This window comes from Aeromicrobium piscarium (genome assembly GCF_007421815.1).
Taxonomy (GTDB): domain Bacteria; phylum Actinomycetota; class Actinomycetes; order Propionibacteriales; family Nocardioidaceae; genus Aeromicrobium; species Aeromicrobium piscarium.
On the sequence record NZ_VLNT01000009.1, the window covers coordinates 105798 to 127561 of the forward strand.

Consider the following 21764-nt stretch of genomic DNA (forward strand, 5'->3'; position numbering starts at 1 on the left):
GTGAACACCGAGTGTGAGGTAGTGACAGTGCCATGAGCGCGACCAACGACATGACCGTGGGTTCCCCAGACCTGCAACGCGATCAGCCGAAGAGCCGTGTCGAGCGGAAGCGTGAGGAGCGGATCGAACGGATCCTGCGCGTCGCGTCCATCGTGCTGGCCGAACACGGGTACCATAACACGTCGCTCGAGATGATTGCGGACCGCCTGGACCTGACGAAGGCATCGCTCTACCACTACTACGACAGCAAGGACTCGCTCTTCGAGGCGTGCTTGGAGCGAGTCGCCCTGAAATCGATCCAGACGCTGAACGAGATCTCGCGTTCTGAAGGCTCTGCCACCGAGCGTCTGCGCGCGCTGATCGTCGGGCACCTCGACATCCTGATCAGCAGTGACCGTGAGTTGGCGAGGCTCTACGTCCAGCAGCTCGACTGGCCCGAGTCGATGCTTGATTCCATCCGTCGCTGGCGCTCCGAGCACCGAGCGCCCTTCGATCGGGTGATCGAGGAGGGCATCTCGACCGGAGAGTTCAGTCCTCGCGACGACCTGGTCGCCCGACACTGCATGTTCGGCGCAATGAACTATCTGCCGGTATGGTTCCGTAGCCGCGGCAAGGACGAGGACCGCCGCGTCATCGACAGCGTCGCGGAAGAACTCGTCGCCATGTTCGCGGGGTGACCGGCCGGGCCGTCGTCACGCCCCCAGGATTCGACGCGCCTCGGCGGCCATCTCCTCGATGAAGGTGCCGATCGACACGATGCTGTGGATCCCGCTGGCCACCTGTCCCATGGGCATGATGCCCCGCACGGTGTCACCGGTTTCCTGAGCCGAGATGATGCGCGCGTCCTTCCAGCGGGACAGTTCGTCCCCGGTCATGCGGTCCTCGGCGACGATCTCGAGGAGCTCGCGCACGCCTTCGTTCGCCAGACCTCGTGCGGGTCCGTAGATCGCGGGGAAGGTGGTGTCGCCGCCTTCGGTCATCGCAAGCACTTCACGGGCGTAGGCAGGATGCCAATCGACGTTCTCCTCGGTGGCGATGAATCGCGTTCCCATGGCCACGCCGCTCGCACCCAGTGCCAGTGCCGCTGCCATGGTGCGCCCGTCACGGACGCCGCCCGAGACGATGACCGGGATCGAGACCGCTTCGGTCACGTTGGGTGCCAGGACGAAGGTGTGGACCGGATGAGCGTGGGTGTGACCTCCCATTTCGTACCCTGAGGCGATCACGGCGTCGACCCCGGCTTGTTCAGCCTTGATCGCATGCCGCGTGGAGCCGACCTTGTGGATGTGGGTCACTCCTGAGGCCTTGATCGCCTCGCGGAATTCGCCGGGGAAGCCGGCGCTGGTGATGATCGTGGTCACGGCCGTGCGCACGGCGTCGCTTTCTTCGCGTGACTCGATCAACGCCGAGATGTAGGCCTCGGTCGATGACAGGACGCGACCTTCGGCGTCACGCCCCACGGGCACGTTGACCGCGAACGGGCCGGTGTGTTCGGTCGCGACTTCGAGCAGAAAGTCCTTCATCGTCGCTTTGCCCTCGACGGGAGGTTTGGTCATGCCGGGGATGCTCACGGTGCCCAGCCCGCCAGCCTTGGAGACGGCGATCGCGATCGCGTTCGTCCGAAACGGTCCCATGCCGTCCTGGATGATCGGGTGGCGTGTGCCCAGGAGGGCAGTGAGACGCTCGGTGGAGGCGTAGGTCATGGCGAGTTCCCTTCGTCGTGGGTGGTCATCGGTCTTGAGTGAGGATGAGGGCCGAGCCGTCGACGAGAGCCCCGGACGTCACGACCGCGACCTCGTGCGCCGCGGACTGTCGGACCCCGGCGCGTCCCTGGATCTGTTGGACGGCTTCGGCCACGGTGTTCATGCCGTGGACGTATCCCTCGGCGAGGAGCCCGCCGTGGGTGTTGACGGGTAGGCGGCCGTCCACGCCTGTCGCGCCGGACTTGAACATTGGTCCGGAACCGCCCCGTTCCGCGAGTCCGAGGCCTTCGAGCGTCATGAGGACGGTGCTGGTGAAGCAATCATAGATCTCGGCCACATCGACGTCACCAGGACCGAGGCCAGCGCGGCCGAAGAGTTCATCGCGCAGGAGCGTCGCATAGTTGGTGGTGTAGTCCTGATAGAGAACGTGGTCGCCGATGTCGAGACCGGGATGGCGGCCCGCACGATAGGCGGTCGACGCCAGGACCGCCGGCGGGTGGCGCAGGTCCCGAGCGCGCTCCAGGGACGTAACGAGCACGGCACAGGCGCCGTCGATCTCGCTGGTGCAGTCGGCCACGCGGAACGGCGACGCCACCCAGGGGGAAGCCAGGTAGCCTTCGTAGTCGAGCGGCCGGTCCTTCAGGACAGCGCGATCGTTGAGGCTGGCCCAGTGACGTTGAGCGACGGCCACGGCACCGAGATCACTCTCGTCCTGTCCCGTCTCGTGCAGAAACCGACGCGCCCACATGCCGATGTACATCAGGTAGGCGTTATATCCGATGGGGTAGCGGTACTGGCCAGCGCCGCCGGCCATCACCGCGGTCCCCACTTTGGCGCCCGATCGGCCGTTCATCGCCCGGAAGACGATGACGTTCTTGGCCATGCCGGACCGGATCGCCGCTGCGGCGGCACCGATGAGGAAGCTGGGCGACTGGCCGCCCATGTTGAGGTCGAGGATGTACCGACTCTCGGGCACACCGAGGATCGTCGCCACCGCCTCGCAACTGACTGAGTCACTCCCGATCATGAAGCTGGAGATCCCATCGACCTCGTCGATCGGAAGACCTGCGTCGTCACAGGCCGCTTGGGCAGCTTCGGCCGCAAGGTCCAAGATGCTGCGGCCGGAGTTTCTGGAAAAACTCGTGTACCCGACGCCCGCGAGCGCAATGTCATTCATGAAGCCACCTTCGGTTCGACAGGACTCAATCATTGACTATTAAGTCAAAGTCTGGCTATATAGTCAATAGTTGACTCAAGTGTCATAAAGAAGGGGAGAGAAGATCGTGACTTCGACACCGACGGTTCTCGTCGATCGCATGTCCATCGACGGGACCGACCAGCAGATGGCGCTCGTCACGCTGAATCGTCCCGACGAGATGAACCCGTTGGATTGGGACACCGTCAAGGACCTGGGTGAGACCTTCGCCGAGCTCGAGCAGGACAGAGATGTTCGCGTCGTCGCCATCACGGGAGCAGGCCGCGCCTTCTCCGCGGGAGGTGACATGAAGAAATATGCGACGCTGCAGCGCGACTCGGTCGACTTTCCTCAGTTCCTCGAGGACATCCATCGCATCTTCTCGGGCATCTCGCAGTCGGCCAAGCCTTACGTTGCCCTGGTCAACGGCGTCGCGGTCGCGGGCGGGATCGAACTCGTGCTCTCGTGCGATGTCGTGGTCGCGAGCACGAAGGCGCGCATCGGGGACGCCCATCTCGTCTTCGGCCAGATGGGCGGCGGCGGAGCACTGACGTTGTTGCCGCGAGCGATCGGCCCCGTGCGCGCGCGTGAGTTGGTGCTGTCGGGCCGGATGATGGACGCGCGCGAAGCGATGGACGTCGGACTGGTCTCGCGGATCGCCGAACCCGATGAGCTCGTGGCCGCGGGACTCTCGTTCGCCGCCGAAGTCGCCGCCAAGTCCCCGCTCGCAGTGGCCAACGCCAAACGGACGATGAACGCCGCATGGAGCGAGGGCACCGGCATCACCGAGGGGCTGCGGCTCGAACGTACGGCCACGTCGTTGTACTGCCTCACGAGCGACGATGCGCCCGAAGGACTGGAAGCCTTCGCGCAGAAGCGCCCGGCCCACTACACGGGACGGTGAGTCCGATGAACGCCGATGCCACCTCGAGCCCGATGGCACCCCCGGCCCCGGTGACGGATCTGGACAGTCACTTCTTCTGGGACGGGTTGCGGGACGGAAAGATCGTGCTCCAGCGATGCACGTCATGCTCGAGGTTCCGCTTTCCCCCAATGCCGAGGTGCCCGTTCTGCCGGAACCCCGAGGCCAGCATCGAAGAGATCTCGGGTCGAGGCGAGGTGTACTCGTGGATCGTCGCCCAGCGTGCCTTCGCGCCGGAGTTCGCTGCCGATGTTCCCTATGTCCTGGCCACGGTCGATTTCGACGCAGGCTGCCGAGCGGTCGTCCGGGTCGAGGACGGTGAGGAGATTGATTTCGGAGACCGGGTCGAACCCGTCATCGTCGATCATCCGGACTGGAGTGAACTGCGGGTTCGGTTGAGCACGTCTTGAGGGCGACGAGGGCCTCGGGCGACGCTCGCCTCAGACGACCGAGATCCCCCCGTTGATGCTGACCGTCTGACCGGTGATCCGGCGGGCGCGGGGGCTGGCGAGGAAGTCGATGAGTTCGGCCACCTCGGCCGCGGACGGCACGCCGAGGTCGGCACGTTCGGCGGCCTTGGCGAACAGCCGCGCGCTGAAACCACCCTCGAGCATGCGGGCTCCGGTCGGGGTGTCGCCGATGAGCGACGGCGTGACAGTGTTGATGCGGATGCCGTGGCGCTTGTTCTCCCAGGCGGCCGTCCGCGCGAACATGACGATCGACGCCATCGCTGCTCCGATGACGCTTTCCCCCGGAGTCGCCGATTTGGCGGCGTCCGAGGCGACGAGAACGATGGAACCGCCGCCCGAGCGCAGCATGAGCGGAATCGCTGCACGGGTCGCGTGCAGCGGGGGGAGGGCTATCGATGTGAGGATGTCCTCGACGCGACCGGGGTCGGTCGACTCCAAGGGCTGAGGACTCACGCCGCTCGGCACCGTGGAACACACCACGGCGTCGATGCCCCCGGACGATGCGTCGAAATCGGTGAGCGCTTCGGTCAGGACCGCATGATCCATGGCGTCGAGCACGTACGGCACGACGGTGGCGCCGGACACTGACGCCTGGGTCGCGGCGTCGCGCAACGCGTCGTGCCCGCGACCGGCGATGGCGATTCGTTCCACGCCTGAGCGGATCATGGCCGTGACCACCGCCTGCCCCACGCCCGAGGAACCCCCGATGACGAATGCCGTGCGATAGCGGTTCATCGCCCAAGGTCCCGAGAGAGGATCTCGAGCTGGATCTCGTCGGTTCCGCCGCCGATGCGTAGGACTCGGGCATCGCGGTAGTGGCGTGCTGCGTCGCCGGCGAGGAAACCGTCACCACCGAAGATCTGGACGGCTTCGTCCGCGATGTGTTGGGCGACCCCGGCGGTGAAGTACTTGGCCACGGATGCCGCGCGATGTGCTTCACGGTGGTTGGCCTGGATGCGAGCCGCGGCTTGGTACGTCGCTGCACGAGCCACCTGGATCCCGGCTCTCATGTGAGCGACTCGGTGGCGAATGGTCTGACGTTCCACGAGGGAAACGCCGAACGTCGAGCGGGACCGAATGCGCTCCTCGATGAGAGTGAGACATTCGGATGCCACGCCGAGGGACATGCCGGCGAGGACGATGCGTTCGAGTGTGAATCGCGCCATGATCTGGTGGAAGCCGCGGTTTTCGGTGCCCAGGACCGCGTCGTGGGGTACGAACACGTCGTCGAAGTGCACCTCGCGCGTGTCGGAGGCATGCCAACCCAGTTTCTCCAGCGGCGGGCCGACCGTGATCCCCGGCGTCGAGGCGTCGATGATGAACGTGCTCAGCCCACGATGTCCGGATTCTCCCGTTCGAGCGGCGGTCACGAAGACCGAGGCGAATCCGGCATTGGTGATGAACATCTTGGAGCCGTTGATCACCCATCCGTCTGCGGAGCGCACCGCCGTCGTGCTGACGGCAGCCACGTCAGAGCCCGTTTCGGGTTCACTGACGACGATGGACGCCCAGGCTTCACCGGCACACAGTCGCGGCAACCACGTCTGCTGTTGCTCCCGCGTCCCGTAGGCCCACACATGGGGCATGGCCATGTAGGAACTCGCCAACGGCGTGATCGCCAGTCCGCACGACGCGCGAGCCAGCTCTTCAGCGACGATGGTCACCGCGAGCACGTCCCCGCCGCTCCCGCCGGCCTCGGGCGGAACCAAGAGACCGAGAAGGCCGAGATCTCCGGCCTCACGCCAGATAGACAGGTCCACGGTGCCGCTGTCTGCGGCCGTCGCAATCGGCCGCAGGCGCGAGTCGACGAACTTTCGACACGTGTCTCGCAGGCTTTCGTGGACATCGTCGAGTTCCCAGGTCATGGGTGCACCATTCCTCGTCGCGGGTGGAGGTATGCGCTGACCCTACGGATCGCTCGCTCGCCACGTCAACCAGTGGGCCGGATTTCAACCGTAGTTCAAGAAGACTGCGCCGGTGGACGAAAATTCTTGGCGTGAGACTTGCGTCACAGGCCGAAAGCCTGCATACTGGCCGGGATTTTACTTCTTGGTCAAAAAACATCTTTGGAGTTGGAATGCAGCCATCGGGTACACCTGCACTGGAAGCGAACGGCATCAGCCTGCGCTTCGGCGGTCTGACGGTGCTCAACGATGTGTCTCTCGAGGTCGGGCAACGGCAGATCGTCTCACTCATCGGTCCCAATGGCGCCGGGAAGAGTTCGCTCGTCAACTGCATCACCGGCTTCTACCGTCCGCAGCGCGGCACGGTGACGGTGTTCGGCGAGGACGTCTCGGGCCTTCCTCCCCAGAAGATCGCCAAGCATCGCGTGGCACGCACCTACCAGAACATCGAGCTCTTCGACGGCATGTCGGTCCTGGAGAACCTGTTGCTAGGTCGTCACATGCACATGTCCAGTGGCCCGATCTCCGGCGGGTTGTGGTGGGGCAAGGCCCGCAACGAGGAATTGCGCGAGCGCGAGGTGGTCGAAGACCTGGTCGACTTCCTCGAACTCGAGAGCATTCGGAATGCTCCCGTGAGCCTGCTGTCCTACGGGCAACGCAAGCGCGTCGATCTGGGTCGGGCGTTGGCTCAGGATCCGCACATCCTCATCCTCGACGAGCCCATGGCCGGGATGAACGTCGAGGAGAAGGAGGACATGGTGCGCTTCATCCTCGAACTGCAGGAAACGCGCGCGATCTCGATCGTGCTGATCGAGCACGACATGGGAGTCGTCATGGACATCTCCGATCGTGTCGCCGTCCTCGACTTCGGCCAGTTCATCGCGATGGGGTCTCCTGACGAGGTCAAGAACGATCCGGCCGTGATCCGTGCGTACGTGGGTGGAGCAAAGGAGATCGCTTCATGATGATCGAGGCCGGACCGGGAAACTATCCGGACCGCACCCTGCCGCAGTTGCTCGAGGATCGTGCGGGCATGACCGCCGACGCCGTGGCCTATCGCATCAAGGACCGCGGACTCTGGAAGCCCACCACGTGGAGCGAGTATCGCGATCAGGTCGAGCACTTCGCGCTGGGATTGGTCGACCGGGGCATGGAGCCGGGATCCACCGTCGCGATCCTCGGCGACAACTGGCCTCACCACTTGGTCGCTGACCTCGCCGCGCAAGCACTGGGCGGGTCCGGGGTGGTCCTGTTCCCCGAGTCGACCTCAGACGAGGTGGCGTACGTCCTGGCCCACGCTGAATGCCGCGTGGTCGTGGTTCGTGACCAGGAGCAGGCCGACAAGGTGCTCGACGTGATCGACGAACTGCCCGATGTCGGGTTCATCGTGTACTGCGACGGACGGGGCATGCAGCGGTACCGATCGCAGCGGGTCCTGTCCTTCGACAAGATGATCGATGCCGGACGAGCCCGCGCTGCGGCGAACCCGGGGGAATACCAAAATTTCGTCGACGAGGGTCGAAGCCACGACCCCGCGATGATCATGTACACCTCGGGCACGACGGGTCGGCCCAAGGGCGCGATGATGTCGCACCACAACGTCGTGGCAGCGATCGTCAACTTCTTCGCGGTCGAACCCCTCCAGTTCGGTGACGAGAGGTTGGTCTTCCTGCCATTGGCGTGGGCGGGCGAACGCTACTTCTCCACCGCGGGCCACCTCTTGGTGGGCTACCGGCTCAACTTCGCGGAGAGCCCGGAAACTCTCCGCGCCGACATTCGGGAGATCGGTCCGCAGCAGCTCGTCGGCGCTCCGCGCATGTGGGAGGACTTCCTCTCGAGCTTCGAGCTGCGAATGGGCGAAGCCACGCGTCTCAAGCGCGCGATCTACCGCTGGGGGATGGATGTCGGTCAGTCGTTGGTCGACTTCGATCTGGCTGGCGAGGCATTGCCGCTGCGCCTGCGCCTCAAGCGGAAGGTCGCTGAATTTCTCGTGTACCGGCCCGTGCGAGACCAGCTGGGACTGCTGCGAGCCACCCGGGTCTATTCCGGTGGTGGCGCCCTGGGTCAGGAGGTCGCGAAGTACTTCCTCTCGCTCGGCGTACCGATCAAGCAGATGTACGGCCAGACCGAAGCCGGAATCACGACGACCCACTGGGACAAGATCAAGCCTGAGACCATGGGCCAGCCGATCCCCGGCGTCGAGGTGGTCATCAACGAGAACAACGAGATCGCCCACCGCGGCCCGAGCGTCTTCCTCGGATATCTCAAGAATCCGGACGCCACCGAGGAGGTGCTGCGTGACGGGCTGCTGCTGTCCGGCGACGAGGGATTCCTCGACGATGACGGTCACCTCGTGGTGGTGGACCGGTCCAAGAACGTCGCGACCCTGATGTCGGGCGACCGTTTCAGTCCCACGTTCGTCGAGAACAAGGCCAAGTTCTCGCGCTTCATCCGCGAAGCGGTGTGTTTCGGGCACGAGCGCCCGTTCCCGGTGCTGCTGGTGAACATCGACGGCGACGTGGTCGGACGATGGGCCGAGAAGAACAGAGTGGGCTACACGACCTACACCGACTTGTCACAGAAGCCGCAGATCATCGACCTCATTCGCGAGGAGATCGTCCGGATCAACGATTCCCTGCCAGAACGCCTGCGGGTGGGACGGTTCGTCATCCTGCACAAGGAATTCGACGCCGATGACGAGGAGATCACCCGCACCAAGAAGATTCGGAGAAACCTCGTGGAGCAGCGGTACTCCTTCATCCTCGACGCGCTGTACGCGGGGGAGGACTCGATCGAGGTCGAGGCCAAGGTGACCTATCGGGACGGGCGGAGCTCGGTCATCACGACGCGCCTGAACCTCATGGATGCGTCGAAGGAAGCGGTGGTCAGTCATGGGTGAGTTCGTGCAACTGACGGCCAATGGCGCCCTCTTGGGCTTCATGTACGCGATCTTGGCGATGGGCTTCGTCCTCGTCTTCAAGGGCAGCGGCGTGATCAACTTCTCCCAGGGAGAACTCGTGCTTCTGGGCGCCTACGTGGTCTCGTGGGTGCTCGCGACCCTCGGCGTGCCGTTCTGGCTGGGCATCCCGTTGGCGGCCCTCGTGTGTGCCGTCGCCGGAGTCCTCATCGAGCGTTTCGCTCTTCGCCGGTTGCTCAACGAATCGATGTTGGCGCTGATCATGGCCACCATCGCGCTGGGGTCGATCATTCGCGGGCTGATGTCGCTGATCTTCGGTGACCGAACGCGCTCCATGCCCGAGATCCTTCCCACGGGGACATACGAGGTGCTCGGCCTGCGCTTCTCGGCACTCATGGTGTGGGCCGCCGTCATCGGGTTGCTCCTGCTCGGCGCCCTTGCATGGTTCTTCAGCAAGACGAAACTGGGGCTCGCCATGCAGGCGGTCGCTGATGATCGGGTGGCGGCTCAGTCGCTCGGGATGAGTCTGGGCGTGGTCAACGCGACCGCGTGGGCCATCGCCGGTGCGGTGGCCGCCCTGGCCGGATTCGTGTGGGGATCGTTCCTCGGCGTCGACGGCCGACTCATCGCGTTGGGTGCGTTGATTTTCCCGGTGGTGATCCTCGGCGGGCTCGAGTCGATTCCCGGCGCGGTCATCGGTGGCATCGTCGTCGGGATCGTCGAAAGTCTGAGTGCCGGCTACCTCGACGACGTCGTCGGTGGCGGGTTCAGCACTGTCGCCCCACTCCTGCTGCTGCTGGTCGTCCTCCTGGTCCGTCCGTACGGGCTCTTCGGGCGACCAGAGATCGAAAGGGTGTGAACCATGCCTCTCATTGCCATGGAAACCGGTAGGTTCGACGAGAACCACCGTCAACAGGTCCGGGTGTACGACACACCCCACCGCCGATTCTGGATCCTGACCCTCCTGGTCGTCGGCTTCGTGATCGTGCCGTTCGCGGCCAACCAGTACTGGCTGACCGTCCTCGGCCTCATCGGGGTCGCCGCGGTGGGCGGCCTCGGGCTCAACGTCCTCGTCGGCTACACCGGCCAGATCTCACTGGGCCACGCCGCTTTCGCCGCCGTCGGCGCGTACAGCTGCGGCATCATGACGACACGCCTGGGACTGCCGGTCTGGCTCGCGATTCCAGCCGCCCTGTTGTGCGCGGGGCTCTTCTCGCTGATCTTCGGCGTGGTCTCGCTTCGGGTCAAGGGCATGTATCTGGCCATCGCCACGCTTGCCGCCCAGTACCTCGTGGAATGGGCGCTGCACGCCTGGAACCTCGCCGGCAACGACTACGGGCTCATCACGTTCGAGCCGATCGAGATCGGCGCCTTCAACACGGCGACACCTGTCGGCAGGTATCTCCTCATCATGGCGTGTCTCGCGCTTGTCGTGCTCTACGTCGAAAACCTCACTAGAACGCGTACCGGACGAGCCATGATCGCGGTCCGCGATCAGGACATGGCGGCCGCGGGCATCGGCGTCTCGCCGTTCAAGTACAAGCTCATCGCGTTCTTCATCTCCTCCTCCATCGCCGGTCTGTCCGGTGTTCTCTACGGGTTCAGCGCCGGGATCGTCTCTGCAGAGGCGTTCACGCTCACGTTGTCGATCCAGTACCTGGCGATCATCCTCGTCGGCGGTCTGGGCACGGTGCCCGGAGCCGTGCTGGGCGCGGCATTCATCACGATGCTCCCGATCGTGTTGCGCGACGGGCTCCCGATCATCGGCATCGAACTCGCCGCGAACATGCAGGTGCACCTGCTCAGCGTGCTGTTCGGGATCGCGATCCTCGCGTTCCTGTTCCTGGAGTCCAAAGGACTGTATGGACTCTTCCGCAACATCAAGGACTATTTCCGCCAGTGGCCCTTCAGCTACTAGCCCCATTCGGGTTTCGGCACGTCGCGCCGGACTGACAAAAGGAGACAAGATGACCAGAAGACTCACGGCAGGAGCGTTGACTCTCCTGGCTGGCTCGCTGATTCTCAGCGCGTGCGGATCCGATGGTGATCCCGGTGCTGACGGAGACAAGGAACCCATCGTCGTCGGCATCGCCGGTGCGCGGGTGGGAGCGATCGCCAACATCGGTGAAGGCATCAGCGAAGGCATCATTGACTGGTTCGAGATGGTCAACGCGGAGGGCGGCGTGAATGGGCGCGAGGTCGAGATCGTCGAGGTCGAGACCGAGTACGAGGCTCCACCCGCCGTCGAGGCGTTCTCGCGATTCCAACAGGACGACGCCGCAGTGGTCGTCACCCAAGGGACGGCCATCACCGACGCCTTGACGCCGGTGGCGACCCAGAACAAGATTCCGCTGTTCTTCCCGGGTCAGGGAAACCTGGAGACCGTCGACGGGGAAGCCGCTCCGTACGTGTTCCCGGCGAGTCCGCTGTACGCGCACCAAGCGTCGGCCCTCGTCGACTACCTCATCCAGGAGAACGGACCCGACACCACCTTCGCCTGTCTTGCGTGGGAGGCTCCGGCAGGACGCGAGTTCTGCAACGGTGCGGCCGACGCTGCCGAGAAGAACTTCGTCGGCGAGGTGGTCTTCCCCGCGCGAGCCGCCGACCTGGCTCCCCAGGTGAATCGGCTCGTCGATCTGGGAGCCGACGTCAACCTCCACAGCGCAGTGTTCGGACAGGCCACGGCTGCCTTCAAGGGCCTCTGCGAGGCTGCTCCGGATAGCATCATGGGAACGTGGCACTGGAGCGTGACCAAGGACGCCGTCGAGGGAGCGGGCAAGGACTGCATGGAGGGGATGTACGCCACCTCCATGTCGACCTTGACCACCGATGAGCCCGAGGCATTCACGATGCTGCAGGACTTCTGGTCCGAGTCTGGTGAGGAGCCCAATCCCGTCGCGCTGAACAACACGGTCTACTCCAACGGTCTGTACTTCGCCACGGTCCTCGAAGAGGCTATTCGTCTCGCCGACGACAAGGTCGGGGATGGACCGATCACCGGCGAGGATATGAAGGCCGCGCTCGAGTCGATCACCGACTTCGAGGGATACGGGGCGGCGTGTCCGATCACGCTGACCCCGAAGGACCATTCTGGCAACCGGGCCTTGAACATCTACCGGGTGGAGAGCGGCGAATTCGCCCGGGTCGAGACCTGCGTCGTCGGTCCGCCGGTGGCGGGAGAGCCGGATGTCGGTCAGAACTGACGTGGACTCCGTGCTCGCGATAGACGGGCTCGAGGTCGTCTATAACCGGGTGGCCCTCGTTCTCAAGGGCGTCTCGTTGTCGGTCGCCCGAGGATCGGTCGTCGCGCTCCTCGGCGGGAACGGGGCTGGGAAGACCACCACGCTTCGCGCCGTCTCGGGCCTCCTGGCCCATGAGCGCGGCGAGGTCGTGTCGGGATCGGTGTCGTGGATGGGGGAGAGCCTGGTCCGGCTCTCCCCCGACCGCACCGTCAAGGCGGGCGTGGTGCAGGTGCTCGAAGGCCGCCGGGTGTTCGAGCACCTCACGGTCGACGAGAACCTGCTCAGCGGAGCCTTCACCACGAAGTCCCTGCGGCAGGCCCGACAGGCGACCTCCGTGGTGTATGACTACTTCCCGCGGTTGGCTGACCGCCGCCGACAGCACGGTGGACTCCTGTCCGGCGGCGAGCAGCAGATGCTCGCGATCGGTCGTGCTCTCATGTCCGAACCGAGCTTGTTGCTGCTCGACGAACCGAGCCTGGGACTCTCACCCATCATGGTGAGCGAGATCTTCGAGATCATCACCCGACTCAACGTCGATACCGGGTTGACGGTCCTCATGGTCGAACAGAACGCTGAAGCGGCGCTCTCGATCGCTCATCACGGCTATGTCCTGGAGAACGGCCGCGTCGTGCTCGACGGCACGAGTGACGAACTGCGGAACAACCAGGATGTCTCGGAGTTCTATCTCGGGCTCTCCGGAGTGGGCGAGCGCAAGAGTTATCGCGACGTTAAGACCTATCGGCGCAGGAAGAGGTGGCTCGGATGAGCGCGGACGTGGAGCGCTTGGCGGCACTGCAACGACGTTCTCACGAGGAGCGCGTGGATGACCATGCGCAGCGCCTCCGTGAGGTGATCACGATCGCCTCCGAAGCGAGCGAGGGCTGGCGCACTCGCCTCGTCGCGGCAGGCGTGAAGGTCGACGAGCCCGGACCGATCGACGTCTCGAAACTGCCGGTCCTGCGCAAGGCGGACCTCCTCGAACGGCAGGCGGCACGCCCGCCGCTGGGCGGTTTCACCACCAAGCCGCTGCACGAGTTCGCGCGCGTCTTCATGTCCCCAGGACCGATCTTCGACCCGCTCGATTTCGCCGACGAATGGGGTTTTGGCGAGGGTCTCCACGTGGCCGGGTTCGCAGGCGGCGACGTGGTGCTCAACGCGTTCTCCTACCACCTGACGCCTGCCGGACATGCGTTCGAGCAAGGAGCCTCACGCCTCGGCGCCACCGTGATTCCCGCAGGCACGGCATCGACGGAACAGATCGCGACGGTCATCCGTGCTCTCCGGCCCACGGCTTTCATCGGCACCCCGTCCCATCTTCGGATCCTGACGGATCGGACCGGTTGGCGGTTCAGTCGTGCTGCGGTGTCGGGCGAGAAGATGAGTGAGACAGACCGGGCCGTGCTCGAACACAGCGGTGGATCCATCCGGCAGATCTACGGCACCGCCGACGTGGGATACGTCGCCGCCGAATGTGAGTTCGCCGACGGACTCCACGTGAGTGAGTTCCTCGACGTCGAGATCGTCGACCCCGAAGGTGATGTCGAGGTTCCCGACGGTGAGATTGGCGAACTCGTCGTGACCAACTTTGCGACCGGGTACCCGATGCTGCGTTTCGGCACGGGCGATCTCAGCCGCGTGGCCAGCCGTGACACGTGTCGTTGCGGCCGTACCGGCCCGCGGCTCGAGGGCATCCTGGGCCGTAGCGGTCCGGGGACCAAGGTGCGCGGGATGTTCGTCTACCCGCACTTGGTGACCGACGCCTTGAACCGCTCGAACCTGTCGGCCGGTCAACTTGTGATCACCCGAGAGAACGGCGAAGACGTTCTCGTCCTGCGTGCCGATGTCCCTGCCGATGACGAGAAGCGAATCGAGACCATCAGACGAGTCTTTCGCGACGTCATCAAGCTGTCGATGACGGTGGAGTCCGTGGCAACCGTGTCGCCCACCGACCCGGTGCTTCTCGACGAGCGTGTCTTCTGACCGTGGAACGAGTGGAGAGCGTCACCGGGTTCGGTGGACTCCGACTGGCGGTGTCGGATGTGGGACCACTCGACGGTCCGGCAGTACTCCTCCTGCACGGCGGTGCGCAGACGAAGGCGTCGTGGGACGAAGTCGCCCAGCGACTCGCGCGACGCGGGTGGCGCGCGGTGGCCCCCGATCTTCGGGGTCACGGCGAGAGTGACTGGGCTCCGGACGGTGACTATTCGCTGCACGCGCTCCGCCACGACCTGATGAGCGTGGTCCGGAGGGTCGGGGCCCCGGTCCATGTCGTCGGAGCCTCTCTCGGAGGACTGCTCGGCCTCTCCCTCGCGGCGAAGCGGGGCGATGCGGTCGCCTCGTTGACTCTCATCGACGTGGTTCCGCGCAACAACAGGTCGGGTCAGCGCCGCATCATCGATTTCCTGCGCTCAGGGCTGGCCGGCTTCGACTCCTTGGAGGCGGCAGCCGACTCGGTGGCGGCCTACCATGGCGGCCGGCGGCCTCCCGACACGAGCGGACTGGTCAAGAACCTTCGGACGGACGAGGACGGACGACTCCGCTGGCACTGGGACCCCGACTTTCTCCTCGAGGTCCGCCACGGATGGGTCCATCGACGAGCCCATCACTTCAGCAACGCGGCGAGGTCCGTGACCGCGCCGACCCAGTTGCTGATCGCGGAGCGAAGCGATGTCGTCGACGACGCGGGCGCGGAGTCCTTTCGCGAGCTGATCCCGCACGCCACCATCAGCCTCGTGCCCGAGGCCGAACACATGATCTCGGGAGACGAACAGTCCCGGTTCACCCGGGCGATCCATGAGTTCCTGACCGCGCTGACAACGAAGCAAGGAGCGATCGCGGACTCATGACCCGCGGATCCGTCGGGCGCACAGCCGCACCCCCGATACGCTGGGGCCATGAGCGGGTGCATCTTCTGTTCCATCGTCGCCGGCGACATTCCGGCCGACGTGGTTTCCTCGACCGAACACACGGTGTCCTTCCGGGACATCGCGCCAGCCGCTCAGGTCCACGTCCTGGTGGTGCCCCGGGATCACCACCGCGACATTGCCTCGCTCGCGGTCGCTGACCCGGCCGCTGCGGCCGATCTGCTCGCTCAGGCGCGGCAGGTGGCCGGGCAAGAAGGCTTCGACGACTTCCGGCTCGTATTCAACACCGGGGAGTCCGCGGGCCAGACCGTGTTCCATGCACACGGACACGTCCTGGCCGGACCCGAATTGCCCGCCGGCGCCGAACGGCACATCGATGCTGCATCGGCCCAGAACGGAACCACATGACTGATACGTCCCACATCTTCTCCGTCCCGCCGAGCATCCCCGCGGTCGCCGTCTACGGCCCCGCCGACGAGTTCCTGCGCCTCATCGAGGACTCCTTCGAGGCGCGCATCCACGCGCGCGGCAATGAGATCTCCGTGGAAGGCGAGCCGTCCGAGGCGGCGCTCGTCGAGCGCCTGCTCGATGAGCTCGTCACGATCCTGCGCACCGGGCAGGCGCTCAGCCGCGAGACGGTCGAGCGCAGTATCTCGATGCTGCGCACCGAGACACAGGAGCGGCCGGCCGAGGTGCTGAGCCTCAACATCCTCTCCAGTCGCGGCCGCACCATCCGCCCGAAGACCCTCAATCAGAAGCGCTATGTCGATGCGATCGACAAGCACACCATCGTCTTCGGGATCGGCCCCGCCGGGACCGGCAAGACCTATCTCGCGATGGCCAAGGCCGTGCAGGCGCTGCAGGCCAAGGAGGTCACGCGGATCATCCTCACGCGCCCGGCCGTCGAGGCAGGGGAGCGGCTCGGGTACCTCCCCGGCACGCTGAGCGAGAAGATCGACCCGTACCTGCGCCCGCTGTACGACGCCCTGCACGACATGCTCGACCCCGAGTCGATCCCCAAGCTGCTGACCAGCGGCGTCATCGAGGTGGCCCCGCTCGCGTACATGCGCGGCCGGAGCCTCAATGACGCCTTCATCATCCTCGACGAGGCGCAGAACACCACCGCCGAGCAGATGAAGATGTTCCTGACCCGGCTCGGGTTCGGGTCCAAGATGGTCGTCACCGGGGATGTCACCCAGGTGGACCTCCCCGGTGGTGCCACGAGCGGTCTGCGGGTCGTCGAGAACATCCTCGGCGATGTCCACGACATCCACTTCTCCCGGCTGACCAGCAATGACGTCGTCCGGCACAAGCTCGTCGGACGCATCGTCGCCGCCTACGACCAGTACGACGCCGGGCGGCGCGACGATGCCGGCCGCGAGCGTGCCTGAGCGGGTGGATCACGGTGAGCGTTGACGTTCTCGACGAGTCCGGCGAGGACGTGGACGTCCTCGACCTCACTCGGCTCTGCCGTTTCGTGCTGCGGAGGATGCGGCTGCACCCGCAGACCGAGATGACCATGCGACTGGTGGACGTCGACACCATCGCCACGCTCAACGAGCAGTGGATGGGCAAGAAGGGCCCCACGGACGTGCTCTCGTTCCCGATGGACGAGCTGACTCCGGGGCGCGAGGAGCCCGATGAGGGTGACGACCCCGGTTACCTGGGCGATATCGCCCTCTGCCCGCAGATCGCCGCCCAGCAGGCGCCGGCGGCCGGACACGACCGAGACGACGAGATCGCCCTGCTCACCGTGCACGGCATGCTGCACCTCATGGGCTACGACCATGCGACCCCTGAGGAGCACGCCGAGATGTTCGGTATCCAGGGACGCCTCCTGGTGGAATGGCATGAGGCGGCCGCCGGACAGGACCCGGACGCATCGTGACCGAATCGCGTGATCTCGCTCCAGCGGTGACGACATGGGCGTGACCACGCCGCTGGTGCTGGCGGTCGTGCTCGCGGTGCTGGCCGGAATCCTCGTGAGCATCGACGCCGCCATCTCCTCCTTCTCACGGGCCCGCGCCGAGGAGTTGGCCGGGTCCGGCAGCGCCGGCGCCAAGCGGCTCGGCACGATCCTGGAGGATCCGGCTCCCTATCTGAACACCGTCCTTCTTCTGCGCATCCTGGCGGAGACCGCGAGCATCGTGCTCGTCGCGGCAGTGGTCGCGGATCATGTCGAGGGCCTGTGGAGCAATGTGCTCATCGCCATCTCGATCATGACGGTGGTGAGCTTCGTCGTCATCGGCGTCGGTCCCCGAACGATCGGCAAGCAGCATGCCGAGCGCATCGCGGTCGCCTCCGCCTTCGTCGTCATCGTGTTGACCGCACTGCTGGGGCCGATCCCCAAGCTGCTGATCCTCATCGGCAATGCCCTGACGCCGGGCAAGGGGTTCAGCGAGGGTCCTTTCGCGTCCGAGGTGGAGGTGCGCGAGCTGGTCGATCTCGCCGCGCGCAGCTCCGTCATCGAGACCGATGAGTCGAGGATGATCCAGTCGGTCTTCGAGCTCGGCGACACGATCGTGCGGGAGGTCATGGTGCCCCGGCCCGATCTGGTGTTCATCGAGCAGCACAAGACCCTGCGACAGGCGATGAGCCTCGCGCTCCGCAGCGGATACTCGCGCATCCCCGTGGTGGGGGAGAACCTCGACGATGTCGTGGGCATGGCCTATCTCAAGGACCTCACCAAACGCGTCTTCGACAATCACGCGGCCGAGACCGCCGAGAAGGTCGACTCGATCTGCCGCCCGTGCCTCTTCGTCCCTGACACCAAGAAGGCCGACGACCTGCTGCGTGAGATGCAGGCCGACCGCACCCATGTGGCGGTCGTCGTCGACGAGTACGGCGGCACCGCCGGGATGGTCACGATCGAGGACATCCTCGAGGAGATCGTCGGTGAGATCACCGATGAGTACGATTCCGAGCCCGACGAACGCGAGCAGCTCGCCGACGGGTCCTGGCGGGTCAGCGCTCGGTTCGATGTCGACGACCTCGAGGAGCTGTTCGGCGTGCCGATCGAGGACGACGATGTCGACTCGGTCGGCGGCCTGATGGCCAAACATCTGGGCAAGGTGCCGATCCCCGGCAGCGTCGTCGAAGTCGACGGGCTGAGGCTGGAGGCCCAGACGCCCGCCGGCCGCCGCAACCGGATCGGCCGAGTGCTCGTCTCCCGTCTCGGTGACTGAGGCGACGGGGACGTGCCGATACGCTGAGGGCATGGATCTGTCGGCTGAGGATGCCAAGCTCGTCACGCTCGCACGCGCCACCCGTGCCCGGCTCGGAGTCGCCCAAGGCGCGGCGGTCCGCGATCTCGACGGACGCACCTACGCCGCCGCGACGATCGCGCTGGAATCGCTGACACTCTCGGCGCTGGACCTCGCTGTCGCAATGGCCGTCTCCTCGGGGGCCAAGGGGCTGGAGGCCGCGGCCGTCGTGACCGAGGGAGACGTGCCGATCCGCACCGAGACGGTGCGCGAGTTTGCGGGCTCCGGGACCTCGGTCGTGGTCGCTGGGCCGGATGGCACCGTCGACACCGTGCTGGAGGCCTGAGATGAGCGAGTTCCATTCCGGCTTCGTGAGCTTCGTCGGCAGGCCCAATGCCGGCAAGTCGACCCTCACCAATGCGTTGGTGGGCGAGAAGGTCGCGATCACCTCGTCGCGTCCTCAGACCACCCGGCACGCCGTGCGCGGTCTCGTCCACCGACCCGACGGCCAGCTGATCCTCGTCGACACACCCGGCCTGCACCGGCCCCGCACACTCCTGGGTGAACGTCTCAACGACCTCGTCCGCTCCACCTGGTCCGAGGTCGACATCGTCGGCATGTGCTTCCCCTCGGACCAGCGGATCGGGCCGGGCGACCGGTACCTCATCGGAGAACTGGCGGCGCTGCGGTCCAAGCCGATGTTCGCGATCGCCACCAAGACCGACCTCGTCTCACCCGAGCGGCTGGCCCAGCATCTCCAGTCGATCGCCACCGCCGGTCAGGAGGCCGGTGTCGAGTGGACCGAGATCGTGCCGGTCTCGGCGGTCAAGGGCGAACAGGTCGAGCTGCTCGCCGAGCTGCTGGTACGGGCGCTGCCCGAGGGGCCCGCGTTCTACCCCGAGGGCCAGCTCACCGATGAGCCGGAGGAGACGCTGGTCGCCGAGATCATCCGCGAAGCGGCCCTCGAAGGCGTCCATGACGAGCTCCCGCATTCGCTCGCGGTCGTGGTCGAGGAGATGGTCCCGCGCGAGGGTCGTTCGGAGAACAAGCCGCTGCTCGATGTCCGCGTCAACGTCTATGTCGAGCGCGACAGCCAGAAGGGCATCATCATCGGCAAGAAAGGCGCCCGGTTGCACGAGATCGGCGTGACCTCCCGTGGCCAGATCGAGCGACTGCTCGGTACCCCGGTCTACCTCGACCTGCACGTCAAGGTGGCCAAGGACTGGCAGCGTGACCCCAAGCAGCTGCGCAAGCTGGGCTTCTGACGCGGCTGCGACCCAGGCCTCCCAGCGTGAAGCCGACGAAGGACGTGTCTTCCCGGTCGCGATAGCAACCACCGAAGCACATCTCGCGTGAACCCACCTGCCCGCTTCTGGCTCACTCCCTGCGCATCCAGGCGAGGAGGTCGTCCAGGGGCCAGGTGGTGACGATGCGCTCGGCCGGGACTTCGCAGGCCACCGCTCGCGCCGCGCCGTAGTCGAGGAAGTCCAGCTGACCCGGGGCATGGGCGTCGGAGTCGATCGAGAAGAGGCAGCCCGTATCGAGGGCGATCGCGATGAGCTCATCGGGAGGGTCCTGGCGCTCCGGTCGCGCGTTGATCTCCACGGCGACATCGTGCTCAGCACAGGCCTCGAAGACCGCCCGCGCGTCGAACTCCGAGGGCGGCCGGGTGCCGCGCCCGCCGGTGACGAGTCTTCCCGTGCAGTGGCCCAGGATCCGTGTCCGCGGATTCGACACGACATTCAGCAGTCGTCGGGTCATGGCGGGTGCGCGCATCCGCAGCTGGGAATGCGCCGAAGCCACCACGACATCGAGGCGTTCGAGAAGGTCGTCCTCCTGGTCGAGGCCGCCGTCGTCGAGGATGTCGACCTCGATCCCGCTCAGCAGGGCCGTTCCCTCCGACCGTTCGCCGAGGTCCGCGACGATGCCGAGCTGATCGCGCAGACGCTCGGGGGAGAGCCCACGGGCGACCGTGAGCCGCGGCGAATGGTCGGTCAGTGCGATGTACTCCCGGCCGAGCCGGTTCGCGACGCGCAGCATCTCCTCGATGGGCGAGCCGCCGTCGGACCAGTCCGAATGCAGGTGCAGGTCACCGCGCAGCATGGATCGGAGCGGCTCACCGCCGTCGGCGAGCGGTGCCGCGCCCCGGTCTCGTAACTCCGTCAGATAGTCCGGGACCTCGCCCGCGATGACATCCTCCACGACACCGACGGTGCGAGGACCGAGACCTTTGAGGCGTTTGAGACTGCCGTCGCGCGTCCGGCGCTCGACATCGGCGGGCGAGAGCGAGGACAGCACGTCGGCGGCCGTACGGAAGGCCTCCACGCGATAGGTGGACGCACGCTCTCGCTCGAGCCAGAAGGCGATCTCGCGGAGTGTGTCAGCGGCGTCCATAGGCCGATGCTCCCACCTTGCGAGCGCTTCCGCCGCATGCCTTCATGGAGACATGCCCTCTCTGATCAGCCGTCATCTTGTCGTCCACGGTCGCGTCCAAGGGGTCTATTTCCGTGCCTCGTGCGAAGACGTGGCCCGCCGGCTCGGCCTCGACGGATGGGTGCGCAATCGCGACGACGGCGCCGTCGAGCTCGTGGCCCAGGGGGAGGCAGATGCCGTCGAGGAACTCGTGCGCTGGTGTCACCAGGGGCCGCAGCAGGCGTCGGTCACGTCGGTCGAGGTCAGCGAGGCCGAGGTCGACGACGGTCTCGGCGAGTTCAGCACCCGCTACTGAAGGTCACTCTTCCGCCGGCTCCGGAGTCGCGCCGAGTGGTGCAGTCGTGACCGCGAGTGGTGCAGATTCGCCCCTTGAGCGGCGATTCCAGGGCGAATGTGCACCACTCGCGGATCCGCGAGGAGGTGCTCGGTCGCGCCGCTCACCCCATGAGCAGGGCGGCGAGGGTGCCGCCCAGTTCGGTCGCCTCGTCGAGACGAGGCTCGATATCGCCGGTGAAGACGAGCGGCTGCGCTGCCAGCGACCACTGCAGTCCCGTCGTGATGGACTCCATCGCCCGCTCCGCTCCCGTCGTGTCGTAGCCGCCGCGGATCCAGAACGAGAACGGTCGCTTGGCTGTCGGCTCCCGGACGTCGTTGTAGACGGAATCGAAGAAGTGCTTCAGTGCCCCGGAGATATAGCCGAGATTGGCGCTCGTGCCGAGAAGATAGCCGTCCGCGTCGAGCACGTCCTCGACCGTGGCATCCAGCGCCTGGCGCTCGATGACCTCGACTCCCTCGATGGCCGGATCGCGGGCACCGCCGAGGACGGCATCGGTGAGCCGGAGCAGCGTGTCGGTGGGGGAGTGGTGGACCACAAGCAGACGGGACATGATCCGACGCTAACGCGGTGCCGA

At 65.7% G+C, this 21764-nt stretch carries 24 protein-coding genes; 18 read left to right on the forward strand and 6 right to left on the reverse strand.

The genetic code is table 11. The features are described from left to right. The first annotated feature begins 32 nt into the window (after nt 1-32). Nucleotides 33-677 carry a TetR/AcrR family transcriptional regulator gene (locus FNM00_RS12160; protein WP_143913813.1) on the forward strand — a complete coding sequence of 215 codons (645 nt, stop codon included), beginning with the start codon at nt 33-35 and terminating at the stop codon, nt 675-677. A gap of 15 nt (nt 678-692) precedes the next feature. Here FNM00_RS12160 and FNM00_RS12165 read toward each other — a convergent pair whose 3' ends face one another. Both FNM00_RS12165 and FNM00_RS12170 read right to left on the reverse strand, forming a co-directional pair. Next, complete coding sequence (locus tag FNM00_RS12165) at nt 693-1703, reverse strand: NAD(P)H-dependent flavin oxidoreductase (protein ID WP_143913814.1); 1011 nt, start codon at nt 1701-1703, stop codon at nt 693-695. Between the two features lie 25 nt (nt 1704-1728). Beyond that, nucleotides 1729-2880 (reverse strand): thiolase C-terminal domain-containing protein, encoded by a 1152-nt coding sequence (locus FNM00_RS12170; RefSeq protein ID WP_143913815.1) that lies wholly within the window; start codon nt 2878-2880, stop codon nt 1729-1731. Nucleotides 2881-2986: 106 nt separating this feature from the next. Between FNM00_RS12170 and FNM00_RS12175 the strand changes: the two genes are divergently transcribed. Both FNM00_RS12175 and FNM00_RS12180 read left to right on the forward strand, forming a co-directional pair. Further along, nucleotides 2987-3802: an enoyl-CoA hydratase/isomerase family protein gene (locus FNM00_RS12175; RefSeq protein ID WP_143913816.1), complete on the forward strand. Its 816-nt coding sequence runs from the start codon at nt 2987-2989 to the stop codon at nt 3800-3802. A 32-nt stretch (nt 3803-3834) separates the two neighbouring features. Next, the gene (locus FNM00_RS12180; RefSeq protein WP_281281117.1) at nt 3835-4230 is read left to right on the forward strand and encodes a Zn-ribbon domain-containing OB-fold protein; all 396 of its coding nucleotides are present in this window, start codon (nt 3835-3837) and stop codon (nt 4228-4230) included. 30 nt (nt 4231-4260) lie between these two features. Here the strand turns inward: FNM00_RS12180 and FNM00_RS12185 are convergent, their stop codons facing one another. Both FNM00_RS12185 and FNM00_RS12190 read right to left on the reverse strand, forming a co-directional pair. Beyond that, entirely contained in the window at nt 4261-5025 is a 765-nt protein-coding gene (locus FNM00_RS12185) for an SDR family NAD(P)-dependent oxidoreductase (protein WP_143913818.1), read from the reverse strand. Continuing rightward, complete coding sequence (locus FNM00_RS12190) at nt 5022-6155, reverse strand: acyl-CoA dehydrogenase family protein (RefSeq protein WP_143913819.1); 1134 nt, start codon at nt 6153-6155, stop codon at nt 5022-5024. The genes FNM00_RS12185 and FNM00_RS12190 overlap by 4 nt, the downstream gene beginning before the upstream one ends. A gap of 2 nt (nt 6156-6157) precedes the next feature. On the opposite strand from FNM00_RS12190, the gene FNM00_RS12195 reads away from it, so the two are divergent. The 14 genes from FNM00_RS12195 to era are packed head-to-tail and all read left to right on the forward strand — an operon-like array spanning nt 6158 to nt 19685. Further along, nucleotides 6158-7159, forward strand: a complete 1002-nt coding sequence (locus FNM00_RS12195; protein WP_246065167.1) for an ABC transporter ATP-binding protein — start codon at nt 6158-6160, stop codon at nt 7157-7159. Continuing rightward, nucleotides 7156-9093 carry an AMP-dependent synthetase/ligase gene (locus FNM00_RS12200; protein WP_143913820.1) on the forward strand — a complete coding sequence of 646 codons (1938 nt, stop codon included), beginning with the start codon at nt 7156-7158 and terminating at the stop codon, nt 9091-9093. The genes FNM00_RS12195 and FNM00_RS12200 overlap by 4 nt, the downstream gene beginning before the upstream one ends. After that, complete coding sequence (locus FNM00_RS12205) at nt 9086-9970, forward strand: branched-chain amino acid ABC transporter permease (protein ID WP_185973121.1); 885 nt, start codon at nt 9086-9088, stop codon at nt 9968-9970. The genes FNM00_RS12200 and FNM00_RS12205 overlap by 8 nt, the downstream gene beginning before the upstream one ends. 3 nt (nt 9971-9973) lie before the next feature. Then, complete coding sequence (locus FNM00_RS12210) at nt 9974-11029, forward strand: branched-chain amino acid ABC transporter permease (protein ID WP_143913822.1); 1056 nt, start codon at nt 9974-9976, stop codon at nt 11027-11029. Nucleotides 11030-11078: 49 nt separating this feature from the next. After that, the gene (locus FNM00_RS12215) at nt 11079-12314 is read left to right on the forward strand and encodes an ABC transporter substrate-binding protein (RefSeq protein ID WP_185973122.1); all 1236 of its coding nucleotides are present in this window, start codon (nt 11079-11081) and stop codon (nt 12312-12314) included. After that, on the forward strand, nt 12298-13119 hold the full coding sequence (locus FNM00_RS12220; protein WP_185973123.1) for an ABC transporter ATP-binding protein: 822 nt from the start codon (nt 12298-12300) through the stop codon (nt 13117-13119). The genes FNM00_RS12215 and FNM00_RS12220 overlap by 17 nt, the downstream gene beginning before the upstream one ends. Further along, entirely contained in the window at nt 13116-14333 is a 1218-nt protein-coding gene (locus FNM00_RS12225; protein ID WP_143913824.1) for a phenylacetate--CoA ligase family protein, read from the forward strand. Before FNM00_RS12220 ends, FNM00_RS12225 begins: the two co-directional genes overlap by 4 nt. A gap of 11 nt (nt 14334-14344) precedes the next feature. Further along, entirely contained in the window at nt 14345-15199 is an 855-nt protein-coding gene (locus FNM00_RS12230) for an alpha/beta fold hydrolase (protein WP_185973124.1), read from the forward strand. Between the two features lie 48 nt (nt 15200-15247). Beyond that, complete coding sequence (locus FNM00_RS12235; RefSeq protein ID WP_143913826.1) at nt 15248-15625, forward strand: HIT domain-containing protein; 378 nt, start codon at nt 15248-15250, stop codon at nt 15623-15625. Beyond that, nucleotides 15622-16608 (forward strand): PhoH family protein, encoded by a 987-nt coding sequence (locus FNM00_RS12240; protein ID WP_143913827.1) that lies wholly within the window; start codon nt 15622-15624, stop codon nt 16606-16608. Before FNM00_RS12235 ends, FNM00_RS12240 begins: the two co-directional genes overlap by 4 nt. Nucleotides 16609-16622: 14 nt before the next feature. Beyond that, the gene (gene ybeY, locus FNM00_RS12245; protein WP_143913828.1) at nt 16623-17105 is read left to right on the forward strand and encodes an rRNA maturation RNase YbeY; all 483 of its coding nucleotides are present in this window, start codon (nt 16623-16625) and stop codon (nt 17103-17105) included. 34 nt (nt 17106-17139) lie between these two features. Then, nucleotides 17140-18402, forward strand: a complete 1263-nt coding sequence (locus tag FNM00_RS12250) for a hemolysin family protein (protein ID WP_143913829.1) — start codon at nt 17140-17142, stop codon at nt 18400-18402. A gap of 31 nt (nt 18403-18433) precedes the next feature. Further along, entirely contained in the window at nt 18434-18766 is a 333-nt protein-coding gene (locus tag FNM00_RS12255; protein ID WP_143913830.1) for a cytidine/deoxycytidylate deaminase family protein, read from the forward strand. Nucleotide 18767: 1 nt separating this feature from the next. Further along, nucleotides 18768-19685, forward strand: coding sequence for a GTPase Era (era, locus tag FNM00_RS12260; protein ID WP_143913831.1), 918 nt, complete (start codon nt 18768-18770; stop codon nt 19683-19685). 112 nt (nt 19686-19797) lie between these two features. Here era and FNM00_RS12265 read toward each other — a convergent pair whose 3' ends face one another. Next, nucleotides 19798-20814 (reverse strand): PHP domain-containing protein, encoded by a 1017-nt coding sequence (locus tag FNM00_RS12265; RefSeq protein ID WP_143913832.1) that lies wholly within the window; start codon nt 20812-20814, stop codon nt 19798-19800. Between the two features lie 52 nt (nt 20815-20866). Between FNM00_RS12265 and FNM00_RS12270 the strand changes: the two genes are divergently transcribed. Beyond that, a complete protein-coding gene (locus FNM00_RS12270) occupies nt 20867-21148 on the forward strand; it encodes an acylphosphatase (protein WP_143913833.1) in 282 nt (93 codons plus the stop codon). A gap of 142 nt (nt 21149-21290) precedes the next feature. Here FNM00_RS12270 and FNM00_RS12275 read toward each other — a convergent pair whose 3' ends face one another. Next, the gene (locus FNM00_RS12275) at nt 21291-21740 is read right to left on the reverse strand and encodes a flavodoxin family protein (RefSeq protein ID WP_143913834.1); all 450 of its coding nucleotides are present in this window, start codon (nt 21738-21740) and stop codon (nt 21291-21293) included. Nucleotides 21741-21764: the final 24 nt, after the last annotated feature.

Excerpts from the sequence above, each read along its gene's own strand:
- FNM00_RS12240 (WP_143913827.1), top strand. The coding sequence starts at position 15,622 with ATGACTGATACGTCCCACATCTTCTCCGTCCCGCCGAGCATCCCCGCG.
- FNM00_RS12205 (WP_185973121.1), top strand. The coding sequence starts at position 9,086 with ATGGGTGAGTTCGTGCAACTGACGGCCAATGGCGCCCTCTTGGGCTTC.
- FNM00_RS12210 (WP_143913822.1), top strand. The coding sequence starts at position 9,974 with ATGCCTCTCATTGCCATGGAAACCGGTAGGTTCGACGAGAACCACCGT.
- FNM00_RS12235 (WP_143913826.1), top strand. The coding sequence starts at position 15,248 with ATGAGCGGGTGCATCTTCTGTTCCATCGTCGCCGGCGACATTCCGGCC.
- era (WP_143913831.1), top strand. The coding sequence starts at position 18,768 with ATGAGCGAGTTCCATTCCGGCTTCGTGAGCTTCGTCGGCAGGCCCAAT.
- FNM00_RS12265 (WP_143913832.1), bottom strand. The coding sequence starts at position 20,814 with ATGGACGCCGCTGACACACTCCGCGAGATCGCCTTCTGGCTCGAGCGA.
- FNM00_RS12185 (WP_143913818.1), bottom strand. The coding sequence starts at position 5,025 with ATGAACCGCTATCGCACGGCATTCGTCATCGGGGGTTCCTCGGGCGTG.
- FNM00_RS12170 (WP_143913815.1), bottom strand. The coding sequence starts at position 2,880 with ATGAATGACATTGCGCTCGCGGGCGTCGGGTACACGAGTTTTTCCAGA.
- FNM00_RS12160 (WP_143913813.1), top strand. The coding sequence starts at position 33 with ATGAGCGCGACCAACGACATGACCGTGGGTTCCCCAGACCTGCAACGC.
- FNM00_RS12200 (WP_143913820.1), top strand. The coding sequence starts at position 7,156 with ATGATGATCGAGGCCGGACCGGGAAACTATCCGGACCGCACCCTGCCG.
- FNM00_RS12180 (WP_281281117.1), top strand. The coding sequence starts at position 3,835 with ATGGCACCCCCGGCCCCGGTGACGGATCTGGACAGTCACTTCTTCTGG.
- FNM00_RS12190 (WP_143913819.1), bottom strand. The coding sequence starts at position 6,155 with ATGACCTGGGAACTCGACGATGTCCACGAAAGCCTGCGAGACACGTGT.
- FNM00_RS12220 (WP_185973123.1), top strand. The coding sequence starts at position 12,298 with ATGTCGGTCAGAACTGACGTGGACTCCGTGCTCGCGATAGACGGGCTC.
- FNM00_RS12270 (WP_143913833.1), top strand. The coding sequence starts at position 20,867 with ATGCCCTCTCTGATCAGCCGTCATCTTGTCGTCCACGGTCGCGTCCAA.
- FNM00_RS12250 (WP_143913829.1), top strand. The coding sequence starts at position 17,140 with ATGGGCGTGACCACGCCGCTGGTGCTGGCGGTCGTGCTCGCGGTGCTG.
- FNM00_RS12225 (WP_143913824.1), top strand. The coding sequence starts at position 13,116 with ATGAGCGCGGACGTGGAGCGCTTGGCGGCACTGCAACGACGTTCTCAC.
- FNM00_RS12275 (WP_143913834.1), bottom strand. The coding sequence starts at position 21,740 with ATGTCCCGTCTGCTTGTGGTCCACCACTCCCCCACCGACACGCTGCTC.
- FNM00_RS12215 (WP_185973122.1), top strand. The coding sequence starts at position 11,079 with ATGACCAGAAGACTCACGGCAGGAGCGTTGACTCTCCTGGCTGGCTCG.
- FNM00_RS12255 (WP_143913830.1), top strand. The coding sequence starts at position 18,434 with ATGGATCTGTCGGCTGAGGATGCCAAGCTCGTCACGCTCGCACGCGCC.
- FNM00_RS12165 (WP_143913814.1), bottom strand. The coding sequence starts at position 1,703 with ATGACCTACGCCTCCACCGAGCGTCTCACTGCCCTCCTGGGCACACGC.